This is a genomic window from Streptomonospora alba (genome assembly GCF_000826685.1).
Classification (GTDB): domain Bacteria; phylum Actinomycetota; class Actinomycetes; order Streptosporangiales; family Streptosporangiaceae; genus Streptomonospora; species Streptomonospora alba.
Map to the genome: position 1 here is coordinate 68,681 of NZ_JROO01000009.1, position 13,210 is coordinate 81,890.

12 protein-coding genes are annotated in these 13,210 nt (G+C 72.6%); 5 read left to right on the forward strand and 7 right to left on the reverse strand.

Annotated elements, in window-relative coordinates; all coding sequences use genetic code 11:
* Positions 1-477: 477 nt before the first annotated feature.
* Positions 478-1,917, reverse strand: coding sequence for an MDR family MFS transporter (locus LP52_RS05310; protein WP_040271265.1), 1,440 nt, complete (start codon positions 1,915-1,917; stop codon positions 478-480).
* 416 nt (positions 1,918-2,333) lie between these two features.
* Here LP52_RS05310 and LP52_RS05315 point away from each other — a divergent pair, with 416 nt between their 5' ends.
* Positions 2,334-2,825: a DinB family protein gene (locus LP52_RS05315; protein WP_040271266.1), complete on the forward strand. Its 492-nt coding sequence runs from the start codon at positions 2,334-2,336 to the stop codon at positions 2,823-2,825.
* Between the two features lie 39 nt (positions 2,826-2,864).
* Here LP52_RS05315 and LP52_RS05320 read toward each other — a convergent pair whose 3' ends face one another.
* Both LP52_RS05320 and LP52_RS05325 read right to left on the reverse strand, forming a co-directional pair.
* A complete protein-coding gene (locus LP52_RS05320) occupies positions 2,865-3,425 on the reverse strand; it encodes a dihydrofolate reductase family protein (RefSeq protein ID WP_040271267.1) in 561 nt (186 codons plus the stop codon).
* Between the two features lie 160 nt (positions 3,426-3,585).
* Complete coding sequence (locus tag LP52_RS05325) at positions 3,586-4,272, reverse strand: DUF899 domain-containing protein (protein WP_040271269.1); 687 nt, start codon at positions 4,270-4,272, stop codon at positions 3,586-3,588.
* Positions 4,273-4,607: 335 nt separating this feature from the next.
* Here LP52_RS05325 and LP52_RS05330 point away from each other — a divergent pair, with 335 nt between their 5' ends.
* Together LP52_RS05330 and LP52_RS05335 are read left to right on the forward strand one after the other, a co-directional pair.
* Positions 4,608-5,276 carry a TetR/AcrR family transcriptional regulator gene (locus LP52_RS05330; protein ID WP_040271270.1) on the forward strand — a complete coding sequence of 223 codons (669 nt, stop codon included), beginning with the start codon at positions 4,608-4,610 and terminating at the stop codon, positions 5,274-5,276.
* A 5-nt stretch (positions 5,277-5,281) separates the two neighbouring features.
* Positions 5,282-6,208, forward strand: a complete 927-nt coding sequence (locus LP52_RS05335; protein WP_202966046.1) for an ethyl tert-butyl ether degradation protein EthD — start codon at positions 5,282-5,284, stop codon at positions 6,206-6,208.
* 86 nt (positions 6,209-6,294) lie between these two features.
* Here the strand turns inward: LP52_RS05335 and LP52_RS05340 are convergent, their stop codons facing one another.
* The 4 genes from LP52_RS05340 to LP52_RS05355 are packed head-to-tail and all read right to left on the reverse strand — an operon-like array spanning position 6,295 to position 10,575.
* Positions 6,295-7,299, reverse strand: coding sequence for a tripartite tricarboxylate transporter substrate binding protein (locus LP52_RS05340; RefSeq protein ID WP_052809460.1), 1,005 nt, complete (start codon positions 7,297-7,299; stop codon positions 6,295-6,297).
* 8 nt (positions 7,300-7,307) lie between these two features.
* On the reverse strand, positions 7,308-8,936 hold the full coding sequence (locus LP52_RS05345; RefSeq protein WP_084722913.1) for a tripartite tricarboxylate transporter permease: 1,629 nt from the start codon (positions 8,934-8,936) through the stop codon (positions 7,308-7,310).
* Positions 8,937-8,954: 18 nt separating this feature from the next.
* Positions 8,955-9,548: a tripartite tricarboxylate transporter TctB family protein gene (locus LP52_RS05350; protein WP_040271272.1), complete on the reverse strand. Its 594-nt coding sequence runs from the start codon at positions 9,546-9,548 to the stop codon at positions 8,955-8,957.
* 1 nt (position 9,549) lies between these two features.
* Positions 9,550-10,575, reverse strand: coding sequence for a Bug family tripartite tricarboxylate transporter substrate binding protein (locus tag LP52_RS05355; protein WP_052809461.1), 1,026 nt, complete (start codon positions 10,573-10,575; stop codon positions 9,550-9,552).
* Positions 10,576-10,833: 258 nt separating this feature from the next.
* Between LP52_RS05355 and LP52_RS05360 the strand changes: the two genes are divergently transcribed.
* Entirely contained in the window at positions 10,834-12,483 is a 1,650-nt protein-coding gene (locus LP52_RS05360) for a sensor histidine kinase (RefSeq protein WP_084722914.1), read from the forward strand.
* A complete protein-coding gene (locus LP52_RS05365; protein ID WP_040271273.1) occupies positions 12,480-13,181 on the forward strand; it encodes a response regulator in 702 nt (233 codons plus the stop codon). Before LP52_RS05360 ends, LP52_RS05365 begins: the two co-directional genes overlap by 4 nt.
* The last annotated feature ends 29 nt before the right edge of the window (positions 13,182-13,210 follow it).

A 13,210-nucleotide genomic window follows, 5' to 3' on the forward strand; every position in this document is an offset into this window, starting at 1 on the left:
GAAACATGCCTCCCCCACCGCGCACCCGCCTCCCCGGGGGGCGCACGAGCGCACCCGGGGACACGGCGACGAGGCGGGCGGTTGCGCCGGGCCGACCACGGTCGCCCCCGCGACTACGGCGCCGGCGGCCCCGTCCCCGCACCACGCACGCACCCGTACCGGTGCGCCACGGGTGCTCTCCCGGCCCGCCCACTGCCCAACACACGCCGGGCCTATCGCCGCACCCGCCGCCGCACCCCGCACCCCGGGCCCGACCCCAGGGCACCCCCGACGGGCCGGTCGTACAAAGCCCGGCGCACCGACTCCGCCCGGGCGCGACAGGTCGCGGATGGCCTGCTCGGGTGCCGCCGTCGTGCCCGGTGACGAAGTCGTAGTAGACGGTGCTGCGGGGCGGGACGCCTGGAGAATCGGTCCTGAGGTGAGCCGTGTGCCGGGGAGACCCACTGTCCGGCGAGCCTGCCGGACCGCCGGGGCGCCCTAGCGCGAGGGCGCCGCACCGCGCCGCATGCTGGGAGCGGCGTCGGAGTCGCGGATGAGCGATACGACCACCAGCCCGAAGACGGCGAAGGCCACAGCCGCCAGGAAGGCGCTGTGGTAGGCCTCCATCTGGGCTTGGGCGCGAGCCGCACTTGAGGCCGCCTGGCCCAAGGCCGCGCCTTCGGCTTGGCCGCGGACCACCAGCACTGTCGACAGCACCGCCACACCGGTTGCGGTGGCGACCTGGCGGCTGGCGTTGAACAGCGACGTCGCCCGCCCCATGGATTGGGGAGTGGTCTGTGCGAACGTCGCGGCCTGCAGCGGAACCATGGAGATCCCCATGCCGATCCCCTGGATGAACATCAACCCGCCCAGGACCCAGTACGGCGTGGACAGCCCCACCAGTTGGAACGACAGGTTGAGGCACCCGATCAGAGCGACACCCGCCAGGAGGAGCCGGCGCGGCCCGACCCGCGGATAGAGGCGGCTGATGAACTGCGTGGTGACGACCATGCCCAGCGCCTGCGGCATCAGCACGAGCCCGGCCTCCAGCGCGGAGGCGCCGCGCAGGTTCTGCATGTAGAGCGGCACGAGGAACAGCACCCCGAACATCCCGGCGGTGATGCACAGCAGCGCCGCGTTGCCCGCGCCGAAGAGCCGTTCCCTCAGCAGGCGCAGGTCCAGCATCGGTTCCTGCGCCGTGAGCTCCCGCCAGATGAGCAGGCCGATGAGGACGGGGGCGGCGACGAGGCCGCCCCACACCGACGGTTCGCCCCAGCCTGCCTGCGCCGCGCGGTCCAGGGTGACCAGCAGGCTGGCCAGCCCCGCGCCGGCGAGGAGGAATCCGGGGATGTCGAAGCCGCCGGCGCGCTCCTGTACCTCCTCGCGCAGGAACACCACGGTGAACAGCAGCGCCAGCCCTCCGATGGGCACGTTGATGAAGAAGATCCAGCGCCAGCTCGCGTACTCCACCAGGAAACCGCCCAGGACCGGCCCCAGGGCGGGGGCGATACTCGTAGGGATCATCAGTACCGCCGACGCCTTCGCGCGCTCCTCGGCGGGAAAGGCGCGAAACAGCATCGCCTGGCCGACCGGCACCAGCATGCCTCCGCCCACGCCCTGCAGGATCCTGGCGGCGATCAGCCATCCGATGCCGGTGGCCAACCCGCACAGCACCGATGCCGTGGTGAAGACGAGCACGGCCAGCTGGAAGGTGCGCTTGCTGCCGAACCTGTCGCTGATCCAGCCGGAGGCGGGGATGAACACCGCGAGGCTCACCATGTAACCGGTCAGCACCCACTGCAGGGTTCCCTCGTCGACGCCGAACTCGCGCCCCAGCGTCGCCAGCGCCACGTTGAGGATGGTCACATCCAGGATCTGCATGATCAGTCCGAAGACGAACGTGACCGCGACCAGCCACTTGTACTCGACACGACGCAAGCGAGGGCTCCGTCTCCCTAGGGCGGTGATCGGTGCGGCTCGGAGCCGAGCGGGCGGTGGACCGCTCGTACCCCGCCCCGAAGCCCGGCTCCAAGTCCCGCTCCCGTACTACCCACCAACCGCAAGGAATGCCTGCGTAGCCGTGCCCGAAGAGGGGTGTTCGGCCCCGGCGACGGCGGCGAGACCACGGGGAAAGCAGCGCTGGCACGGCGATCGCCGCAGCGATGCGGCCGTCTTGCCGAAGCGGCAAGATTTCGTGCCGACGCCGAGGAGACGTATGAGACTGGCCCCGTCCCGAAGGGTGAGGAGTCCGAGCCCGGACGGGCGCACCGCCGGGGTCGCCGACCGCGACCTGTTCATCCGCCGCACCGCCCGACCCGGCTAGCGGAGCCATCCAGCGTCGAAGAGAGGCCGCCATGCCCACCGCACCCCGCCGCAGCGACGCCCCGCCGCCCCGGACCGGAAACAGCGAGACCGAGGTCCTGCGCGGATTCCTCGACTACCTGCGGAACTCGATCGCCGCGAAGGTCGAAGGCGCCCCCGAACCGCAGGTCCGAACGGCCGCGGTGCCGTCGGGCACGAACCTGCTCGGCCTGCTCGGCCACCTCACCTTCGTCGAACGGTCGACGTTCCTCGGCGAGGAAGTCACCGACTGGCAGGCGACGTTCCAGGCGGCCTCGACGGACAGCGTGGCCGAAGTCGTCGCCCGCTACCGGGCGGCGGTCGAGGATGCGAACACGGTCCTCGACGAGTGCACCGACCCCGGCGCACCGGTCCCCCGACCGCGGCCGGGGCGGCCCGCCCCCAGCCTCCGCTGGGCGCTCACCCACATGATCGAGGAGACCGGGCGCCACGCCGGCCACGCCGACATCCTCCGCGAACTGATCGACGGCACGACCGGACGCTGACCACGCCATTCAACGCCGCGGACAGTGCGGCAGGTGGGATCAGGGCCGGGCGTAGCGGGAGTAGGTGACGCCGCCGCGAAACGCCTTCGCTTCGAGCAGCTTCAGCTCCGGCGGTTCGGCCCCCTCCGGGAACAGCCGGCGGCCGCGGCCCTGCACGGCGGGAAACACGAACAGCCGGTACTCGTCGACCAGCCCGGCCTCGATCAGGGTGTGGCACAGCGTGATGCTGCCGGTGACCACGATGTCCTGGCCCTGCTGCTCCTTCAGCGCGCGAACCTCCTGCGCGGGATCGCCGGACAGGACCGTGGAGTTCTGCCACCGCGGCTCGCTCACGGTCGAGGAGACGACGTACTTCTGCACCCGGTTGAGGTAGTCGGTGACACCCGTGGTGTCGTCGGACTGTTCGGGCCAGTAGCCGCGGAAGTCCTGGAAGGTCCGGCGGCCGAGGACCAAGGCGTCGGCCGTGCTGTCCTGGCGGTGCAGCTCCTCGAGAAAGTCGGAGTTCTCCGCTTCAGCCTGCCCCTGAGGGTCGAACCAGTCTCCCAGCATCTCGATCGAGCCGTCGACGGTCATGTTCTGCGTAATCGCGAGTGTTCGCACTGCGCGTCTCCCTGGGGTGTCGTCGCCGGTGGTTCGTTTCGTCTGCCGGTAAGGCCCCCGTGCCGCGCCGTTCCGGCCGGGAGGGCGGCGGTCGGACCGCTGGGGCCGCCCGCGAGGAAGCGGACCGCGTCGGTCCGGCCGTCGGTGTCAGCGCCGGCGCTCAGGTTCGGGTGCCGTAGAGGGCGGCGACGTCCTCGGAGGAGGGCCACCCGCCGTAGGCCGGGCCCTGCGGCCAGCCTTCGGGGGAGTCCTGCCACGCCTCCCGGCGCCCGTAGGGCAGCAGGTCGATCAGCGGGAACGTGTGGCTGAGCTGCTCGGTGCCGCGGCCGTCGGTGTGCCAGGTGCGGTAGACGGTGTCGCCGTCCCGCAGGAACACGTTGACGGCGAATCCGCCGCCGGGCGGGGCGCCGACGTCGGTCCCGAAGGCGCTGTCGGCCGTGGAGTACCAGGTCATCTCGTTGCCGACCCGGCGCTTGTAGGCCAGGGCCTCCGCGATCGGCCCCTGGGTGACCACGACGAACCGTGCGTCGTAGTTGTCCAGGAACTCCAGCCGGGTGAACTGCGACGTGAACCAGGTGCAGCCCCCGCATTGCCACCGCTCGCCGGGGAACCACATGTGGTGGTAGACGACGAGTTGCGACGCGCCGCCGAAGACGTCGGCCAGCCGGATCGGGCCCTCCTCGCCCTCCAGCGTGTAGGCGGGCATCTCGACCATCGGCATGCGTAGGCGCTGGGCGGCGATCGCGTCGAGTTCACGGGTGGCGGCCTTCTCCCGTGCGCGCAGCGCGTCGAGTTCACGCCGCCAGGCGTCGGCGTCGACCACAGGCGGGAGTGCGGTTCCGGTCATGGCGTCCTCCGGGATGTCGTGGGGCTGAAGCCGGTTGTTCGGGGCCGCGATCGGACGCGCGACCCCGTCGGAAGGGGAGACCCCGCTCGGGCGCCGGATTCATCGGTGATCGGACGCCGCGATCCTCCGGCGCCCTCGCGCCGCGTTCCCGGCCGCGCCGTTTCCCTCGCGGCGCCCGAAGCCGCGGGCGTGCCGCCTGCGATTCCGCCGCGATCCTTCCCGCGTGCCGTCGACTCCCGCGCACGCCTGGCTATGGCGCCGCCCCTCGTCCAACCCCCGGGGTCGGCCGATAATCCGTTACATTCCGAATCGGAATCGTCTGGCATACTGGTGGCATGGCGCAGCGGGCACCCGAGGAGCAGGACAAGACCAGCGGCCGGCCTCGCGACCGGAGCATCGGCGAGGCCGCGATCTCGGCCACGCTGGAGATCCTGGAGACGGACGGGTACTTCGCGGTGTCCGTCGAAGCCGTTGCGCGCCGGGCCGGCACCTCCCGGCCGGCGATCTACCGGCGGTGGAGCGGACGTGCATCCTTGGCGCTAGCCGCCGTGGCGGCCCGCCTCGACGTTCCCGACTCGCCCGACACCGGATGCACCCTGTGCGACCTCGGCGACAGCTTCGCCCTCTTCCTGGCCGCCTATCGCACCATCAGACCCGACGCGCTCAGCGCGCTGTACGCCGAATGCGCCTCCGACCCCGACCTGCGGGAGCGGTACCTGGACACCGTGGTCGCGCCGGTCCGCTGTGCTGTCGCCCAGACCCTGGACCGCGCCGTCGCCCGCGGCGACCTGCGCCCGGAAACCGACCGGGGCCTCCTACTCGACATGGTCGGCTCGCTCGTCTACTACCGTGCGATGCTCGGCCAGGAGCACCTGAGCAACGACGAGGCCGTCCACGCCATCCGGATCCTTCTCCAAGGGGCGGCAAGGGACTACGGCGCGCTCCTCGCGCACAGCGAAGCGATGGAGCACGCGCACCTTCACGCCTCCACCGAGTCGGGATAGCCCCCGTGGACACCGCACGCGAAGAGAACGCCGCCGACCTGGCGCTGACGGCTTTCTGCTGGTGGCGTGCGGATCTCCCGCACAGCGTGGCCGAGACGTACTGGCGCGACGTGCACGGCATCATGTTCGCCCGTGCCCCCGGCCTGTGGCAGTACCGGCAGCTGCGCCTCGCCGCCAACCGCCCGGACCTCTGGCCCGCGGATCCGAGGATCTCGTTTACCGCGCCTCGCGCAGCTCAGCCCCACGGCATGCCGCACGGGCTGTTCCTGTCCGAGTCCGATCTGACCGCGTTCGCGCGGCACCCCCTCCCCGCACGGACCATCCCCCAGGACACCGGCAACTTCATCGGCCGCATCGGCGCGCTGCTCTCGCCCCGCCGCCGAGGGACCACCCTCGTCGACCGCATCGGCGATCCAGCAGCGCAAGGCTCCCCCCGCGTCCCCGCGTTCGTGCTCTGCTTCGTTCCCGCAGCGCCCGACGCCGCCGCGGAGGCCTTCCACGAGTATCTCGTGGACCGCGTCGCAGCACCGTGGAGCGAGCACCCCGGCGTCCTGCGGTTGCGAGTCGAACCGCTCCCGCCCTACGACCGTTCCGTGATGAGGTCTCCCGGCGTTCCCCACCGATGGCCCGCCGAAGACACGTACCTCGGCTGGATCGAACTCGCGGTCCGCGACGAGAACCTGCTCAGAAGCCTCCTGGCAGGCACGGCCGCCGATGGCCTCGCGCGGTACGTCGGCGCCGTCCACACCTATCCGATCCGCGAGATCTACACGCTCGTCTCGCAAGGCCGGCCCACCGACGTCGGGCTCCGCGGCTACCCGGCGGTGCAAGCCATCACCGCGGCCGGCGCCACCGCGCAACGCGACCAGGCCACCCTCGAACTCCTCTTCGGCGAGGAGACCGTACGGGGTCTCGACCGGCCAGGGCGCTGAGTCCCGGACGCGGTCCCGCAGCGCGCGCGGTCCGCGTCACCGGGCGAGGGGGCGCCGGCCGCCGCCGGAGCGGTGTCCGTGCGCGCTCACTCCCCGCCGAGGGGTGCGAGGAGGCCGCCGACGCGGTCGTCCTCGGCGGCGAGGAAGGCGCCGAAATCGTCGCCGGCGAGGTAGGCGTCCTGCCAGTGGTTGTCCTCCAGCGCCTCCCGCCACTCCGGGCTGTCGCGCAGCTCCGCCAGGGCGCCGATCAGCTCCTCGCGCCGCGAGTCGCTGATGTCGGGCGGTGCGAGCAGGCCCCGCCAGTTGAGGAACTCCAGGTCGATGCCGAGCTCCCGCAGGGTCGGCGCGTCGAGCCCCGGGACCCGTTCGGGGCCGGTCACCGCCAGCACACGCAGCTCCCGGGCCTCGACCGCGTGCCGGTACTCGCCCGCGCCGGCGGCCGCAACGTCCACCCGCTGCTCGATCAGCGCCGACAGCATCTCGCCGCCGCCGTCGTGCCACACGTAGTCGGTGTCGCCGGTGGGAATCCCGAGCCGCTCGGCCAGCAGCATCAGCGCCAAGTGGTCGGGCCCGCCGGGGCTGGAGCCGCCGCCGAGCCGCACGGGTACCGCCGGGTCCCTCCAGTCGTCGACCAGGTCGTCCAGCGTCCGGTACCGGGAGTCGGCGGGCACCAGCAGGACCGTGGGCTCCTGCACCATCCGGGCCAGCGGGACGGCTTCGGTGATGCGGTGGGTGTCGTGCAGGTGCGTCCGGGCGACCAGGCCCATGCCCATCTGCAGCAGCAGCCGTTCGTTGCCCGCCTCGTACATCAGCCGGGCCATGCCCGCCGTGCCGGCGGCGCCGGGGAGGTTGAACACGTCGACCTCCCCGGCCAGGCCGGTGTCCTTGAGGGTCGCGGCGACGGTGCGGGCCGTCATGTCGTAGCCGCTGCCGGGCGGATTGGGCACCATGATGCGCACCCCGCTCATCGGAGCGACCGGGGCGCACCCGGCGGCCGCGGCCAGCAGCAGCGCCGCCGCGGCCGCGGCGATCCGGAGCCGCCGCCGGACGCACCGGCGCGCGGCGCGGCGGTTACCGGTCCGGCCCCGCATCGCCGTCTTTACCTCCCCTCCGCCGTCGTGTGCTCGCCGCCGCCGGCGGGCCCGCCGGAGTTCCCGGAGCTCTCGGGCCGCCCTGCGTCCGGGCGGCCGCCGGGGCCGCCGTCCGGCGCGCCGTCGCCGGCCTCCGGGCCGGACGCGTCCGACGGTGCCGCCGGGCCGCGCCGCAGCCGGGCCAGCAGCGGCCCCACCGGCGCCAGCACCGCCAGGGCCAGCAGCGCCACCGAGAACGGGCTGGTGAGGAACGTGGACCAGGCGCCGTCGGAGATCTGCAGCGCCTGGCGCATCGACTTCTCCATCAGTCCGCCCAGGATGAGGCCGAGGATCAGCGGCGCAGCGGGGAACCCGTTCTGCCGCATCACGTAACCCAGTACGCCGAACCCCAGCAGCAGCCAGAGGTCGAACGTCGTGAAGCTCAGACCGTACACGCCGACCATGCAGAACACGACGACCAGGGGCAGCAGCACCGCCCGCGGGGTCTTGAGCACCTTCGCGAACAACGGGATCAGCGGCAGGTTCAGCACGAGCAGCACGAGGTTGCCGACGTACATGCTCGCGACCACACCCCAGAACACGTCGGGGCGCTCGGAGAGCATCAGCGGGCCGGGCTGCACGCCCAACACAAGCAGCGCGCCGAGCAGGATCGCTGTGGTGCCCGACCCCGGGACGCCCAGCGTGAGCAGCGGGACGAACGAGCCCACCGCCGCGGCGTTGTTCGCCGACTCCGGCGCGGCGACGCCCTTGATGTTGCCGCGTCCGAACGTCGCGCCGTCGCGGGCCAGGCGCTTCTCCGTCGAGTAGGCCATGAACGAGGCGATCGTCGCGCCGGCGCCGGGCAGCACCCCGACGAAGAACCCCAGCAGCGAGCCGCGGGCCGTGGGCGCGGAAAGCGTCCGCACCTCGCGGCGGTTCAGCCGCAGCGAGGTGATGGCGCCGTCCCCGCCGCCGCTGCCGCGCCGGGCCAGCATCGCGAACACCTCGGCGAGCGCGAACACGCCGAGCGCGACGATGAGGAACTGCACGCCCTCGAACAGCTCCGGGACGCCGAAGGTGAAGCGCATCGTCGCGGTCTGGGAGTCGATGCCGACGAGCGAGATGACGACCCCCACCACAGCGGCGATGAGGCCCTTGGTGAGGTTCTTGCCGCCCAGCGAGACCACGGCGGTCAGGCCGAGGATCATCAGCGAGAAGTAGTCGGCGGGACCGAAGCTGACGGCGAACTTCGCCAGCCACGGCGCGATGAGCATCAGGAGCACGACGCCGACGGTGCCGCCGGCGAAGGACGCGATCGCGGCGATGGCCAGCGCCTTGCCGGCCTTGCCCTGGCGCGCCATCGGGTAGCCGTCGAAGGACGTGGCCACCGTGCCCGAGATGCCCGGCGCGTTCAGCAGGATCGACGACGTCGAGCCGCCGAAGACGGCGCCGTAGTAGACGCCGGCCAGCATGATGATGGCCGTGGTGGGGTCCATGCCGAACGCGATCGGGATCATCAGCGCGATGGCGCTCATGGGGCCGAGGCCGGGCAGCATCCCGATGACGGTCCCGGCGAGCACGCCGATGAAGACGAACAGCAGGTTCTCCGGCGCCAGCGCGACCGCGAACCCGTAGCCGATTTGGTCGAGGGTTTCCATGGGGACGGCTCCGCGGGGTCAGAACGGCAGCGGCCCGGTGGGCAGCGCGACGTCGAGGAATTCGGACATGGTGAAGTACAGGACCGCCGGCACGCCCACGCTGACCAGGGCGTTGGCCCAGTGGCGGCGGTAGCCGAGGTACCAGGAGGCGCCGAAGACGTAGACCGCGGTGCTGATCAGGAACCCGAGCGGTTCGAACAGCAGGACGTAGGCGGCGATGGAACCGGCGAAGGCCGCCAGCTCCAGCCGCGCGTCGGGGATCCGCCCGAGGAAGGCCCGCGGGGCCGCGGCACCCGCCGCGGCCCCGGCGCCCTCGCCGCCGGCGTCCCCCGAACCGCCGTCCATCCCGGCGTCACCGGTACCGGCCGCGGTGCCGGCGGAGCCCGCCGCCGGCACCCGCTCGCCGTCCTCGCCGGGCGCTCCGCGCTGGAAGAACAGCACCCCGGCGAGCACCAGCAGCACCGCACCGAGCCAGCGCGGCAGCGTCGACGGCTGCACCGGCACCTCGACCGCCGTGAACTCCGGCATCCGAAACGCCAGCACCAGGTAGCCGATCGCGAACAGGGCCACCACCACGGCCAGCACCCGGTTGGAGAAGCCGAACGGGGTCATCTCAGCCCTGCCCCTTCTGCAGCCCGATCTCGCCGAGCAGCTTCTCGGCGTCCTCGCTCGACTTGTCCAGGAACGAGCCGAACTCGTCGCTGTCCATGTAGGAGGTCTCCCAGCCGAGCTTCTTCGCCTCGCTCTTCCACTGCTTCTGCTCGAGCATCCGCTTGTACGCCTTCTCGTAGTAGGCGACCTGCGCGTCGGTCATGTCGCCCGGCCCCATGACGCCCCGCCAGAGGTCGTAGGTGTAGTCGACGCCCTCCTCGCGCAGGGTCGGCACCTCCGGCAGCGTGTCGGTGCGCTCCGGCGCCGAAACCGCCAGCGCCCGCAGGTCGCCGGACTCCACCAGGCCGGCGGCCTCGGAGGCCCCGATCACGGACGCGTCGACGTGCCCGCCGACCGTCTGGGTGAGGGCCTCGCCGCCGCCGTCGTAGGGCACGTACTTCAGACCCTTGGGGTCGATCCCGGCGGCGTTCATGGCGCCGGCGAAGGCGACGTGGTCCATGCTTCCGGGCGCGGAGCCGCCCGCGACGCTGAGCGAGGAGGGGTCCTCCTTCAGCTTGTCGACGAGGTCGCCCATCGACTTCAGCGGCGAGTCGGCGGGCACGACGTAGACCATGTACTCGGTCATCAGCCTGCTGATGGGGGTGAAGTCCTCGTGGCTGTGGCCGGACTCGCTGGTGAGGGGCACCAGGGTGATGGGCGGGCTGGTGACGAACAGCCGCGTCGGCTCCGCCGCGCCGGCGACATAGGCCCAGCCCACGGCACCTCCGCCACCGGGCTTGTTCACCACCTGGATCGGCTGGTCGACGAGGTCGTTCTTCTCCAGCACCCGGGAGCTGGTGCGGGCGAGTGTGTCCCAGCCGCCTCCGGTGGCGGCCGGGGCGACCATCTCGATGGGCTTCTCGGGCGCCCAAGCGCCGCCGTCGCTGTCGCCGGCGCCGCCGCCGGAGCCGCAGCCGGTGGCCAGAAGCACCAGCGAGGCGCCGACGGACACCGGGGCGGACAGGCGCGCGGCCAACGTGCGGAACATGCTGCCTCCTGAAGGGGGTCGGGGGACGGTGATCCGCCGTACTCGCGGATGTGAGGGGAGGCACATCGAAACAGGGGCGCCCCGGCGCGCAGAACCGTTCTGGCCGTTGTGCGAGCAGTGGTGGTAGTGGACGTTTCGGTCGTATTGGTCATGCCTCGGCAGGCGGTCGACGTGCGAGGATGAGGCGGTTCGGGTCGGCGCGCCGCCGCGGCGCGCCGACCGGGGCCGAGGTGTGCGTCGTGGCGTCGGGGAGGAGCGGTGCGGATCAGGCTCACGCTCGCGGGCCGTTTCCTGGGGCTGCAGCTGGCGATCGTCGTCGCCGTGCTGGTCGCCGTGGCCGGCGTGTCGATGGCGCAGGCGGACGCGCGCTTCCGCGAGGTCGAGGGCGAGCGCATCCTGTCGGTCGCGGAGACGGCCGCCGCCACCGACGCCATCCGGACCGGCCTGAGCAGCCCCTCCGAGGAGGGCATCCTGCAGCCCGCCGCCGAAGGGCTGCGCGGCCTCGCCGACATCGACGACCTGATCATCGCCGACACCGACATGCGGGCCGCCGCCTCGGCCGACCCGCGGCTGATCGGGCGGGAACTGCCGCGGGGCGACAGCCCGGTGCTGGCCGGGCGCGCCTGGGTCGGGGTCGTCACGCTCGGTGAGCAACGGGTGCTGGCCGCGCACGTCCCGGTGATCGACGACGGCGGCCGGGTGATCGGGGTCGTCGCCGGGGTCCGCGACTACCCGGGTCCCGTCGAGCTCATGGCCGAAGCCGCGCCCACGCTGCTGGTCTACATGGGAATCGCCTGCGTCCTCGGAGTCGCCGGCTCGCTGCTGCTCTCCCGCCGGATCAAGCGGCAGACGCTCGGCCTGGAGCCGGGCGAGATCGCCGGCCTGGCCGAGCACCGCGAAGCCATGCTGCACGGCATCAAGGAGGGAGTCCTCGGCCTGGACCGCGACAACCGGGTCACCCTGGTCAACGACACCGCCGCCGAACTGCTCGGACTGCCCGCGCGGCCCGAGGGGCGCCGGCTCACCGAGCTGGACGTGGACCCGCAGCTCGTGGAGGTGCTCACCGACCAGGTGCAGGAGCCCGATCGGGTGGCGGTGATGAACGACCGGCTGGTCACCCTGAACTGGACGCCGTTGAGCACGCGCGGGTTGCGCATCGGGTCGGTCACCACCATGCGCGACCGCACCGACCTGGTCGCGCTGCGGCACGAGCTGAACATCACCCGCACCACGACCGAGGCGCTGCGCGCGCAGGCGCACGAGTTCAGCAACCGGCTGCACGTGATCAGCGGACTGCTGAGCCTGGAGGAGTACGACGAGGTGGAGCGGTACGTGGCCAGCGTCGGCGGTGCGCGTGCCCGACTGGCCGCCGACGTGACCTCGCGGGTGTCCGACCCGTCGGTGTCGGCGCTGCTCATCGCCAAGGCGAGCCTGGCCGCCGAGCAGGGGAGCGAGCTGCGCGTCTCCGAGCGCACCGAGCTGAGCGAACAGGACGAACGGCTTTCGGCGGACCTGGTGACGGTCGTCGGCAACCTCGTGGACAACGCGCTGGAGGCCGTCCGCGGCGAGGGCGAGGCGGGGTGGGTCGAGGTCGAGGTCGCCGAAGCGGACGGCGCCGTCCGCGTGCGGGTGCGCGACTCCGGCCGCGGCGTGCCGCCGGAGCTGACCGAGGAGGTGTTCCGCAGCGGCTTCTCGACCAAGGAGTCCGGAGCGTCCGCCCGCGGCGTGGGCCTGGCTCTCACCCGCCTGGTGTGCATCCGCCGGGGCGGCGGGGTCGAGGTGGCGGGCTCGGAGTTCACCGCCTGGCTGCCCTTCCGGGAGGCCCCCGCTTCCGGGGCGGTGGACGGCGATGCCGGTACCGGCGGCGGGGGCGCGGCGGCCGGAGACGGAGAGGAGGAGACGGCGTGATCCGGGTGCTCGTCGTGGACGACGACTTCATGGTCGCGAAGGTGAACCGGCGGCTCGTGGAGCGGGTGCCGGGGTTCACCGTGGTCGGCGAAGCGCGGACGGGCGCGGAGGCGCTGCGCCTGGCCGAGGAGCTGCGCCCGGACCTGCTGCTGCTGGACATCTACCTGCCCGACATCAGCGGCGTCGACGTGCTGCGCCGGCTGCGCGGCGGCGGGGCGCCGGAGGTGGACGCGCTGATGATCACCGCCGCCCGCGAGGCTGCGACGGTCCGCCGGGCGCTCCACGGCGGCGCGCTGCACTACATCATCAAGCCCTTCGACGCCGCCGCGCTGCAGGAGCAGCTGACGCGCTACCAGGAGGCCCGCCGCGTGCTGGAGGGGCCGGGCGTCCCCGGCCAGGCCGACGTCGACCGGGTGTTCGGCGGGTCCCGCGCCGCTCCGGCGGCCGGCGGCACGTCGGGTCCGGCGATGCCGAAGGGCCTGACACCGGAGTCCGCCCGCCTCGTCGAGGGCGAACTGCGCCGCGCGGGCGAGGCGTCCGCTTCGGAGTGCGCGGGCCTGACCGGGCTGTCGCGCGTCAGCGCGCGCCGCTACCTGGAGTACTTCGTCCAGGCGGGCAGGGCCGAGGTGCGCCTGCGCTACGGGACCGCCGGCCGCCCGGAGCGCCGCTACACGTGGGTCGGTCCTCCGGCGGAGTGAGCAGGGCGGGATCGCCCGCCTTTCGCCGG

Bases quoted from the DNA above. Each gene is read 5' to 3' on its own strand.
- LP52_RS05315 (WP_040271266.1), top strand. From the start codon at position 2,334: ATGCCCACCGCACCCCGCCGCAGCGACGCCCCGCCGCCCCGGACCGGA.
- LP52_RS05325 (WP_040271269.1), bottom strand. From the start codon at position 4,272: ATGACCGGAACCGCACTCCCGCCTGTGGTCGACGCCGACGCCTGGCGG.
- LP52_RS05330 (WP_040271270.1), top strand. From the start codon at position 4,608: ATGGCGCAGCGGGCACCCGAGGAGCAGGACAAGACCAGCGGCCGGCCT.
- LP52_RS05340 (WP_052809460.1), bottom strand. From the start codon at position 7,299: ATGCGGGGCCGGACCGGTAACCGCCGCGCCGCGCGCCGGTGCGTCCGG.
- LP52_RS05345 (WP_084722913.1), bottom strand. From the start codon at position 8,936: ATGGAAACCCTCGACCAAATCGGCTACGGGTTCGCGGTCGCGCTGGCG.
- LP52_RS05350 (WP_040271272.1), bottom strand. From the start codon at position 9,548: ATGACCCCGTTCGGCTTCTCCAACCGGGTGCTGGCCGTGGTGGTGGCC.
- LP52_RS05355 (WP_052809461.1), bottom strand. From the start codon at position 10,575: ATGTTCCGCACGTTGGCCGCGCGCCTGTCCGCCCCGGTGTCCGTCGGC.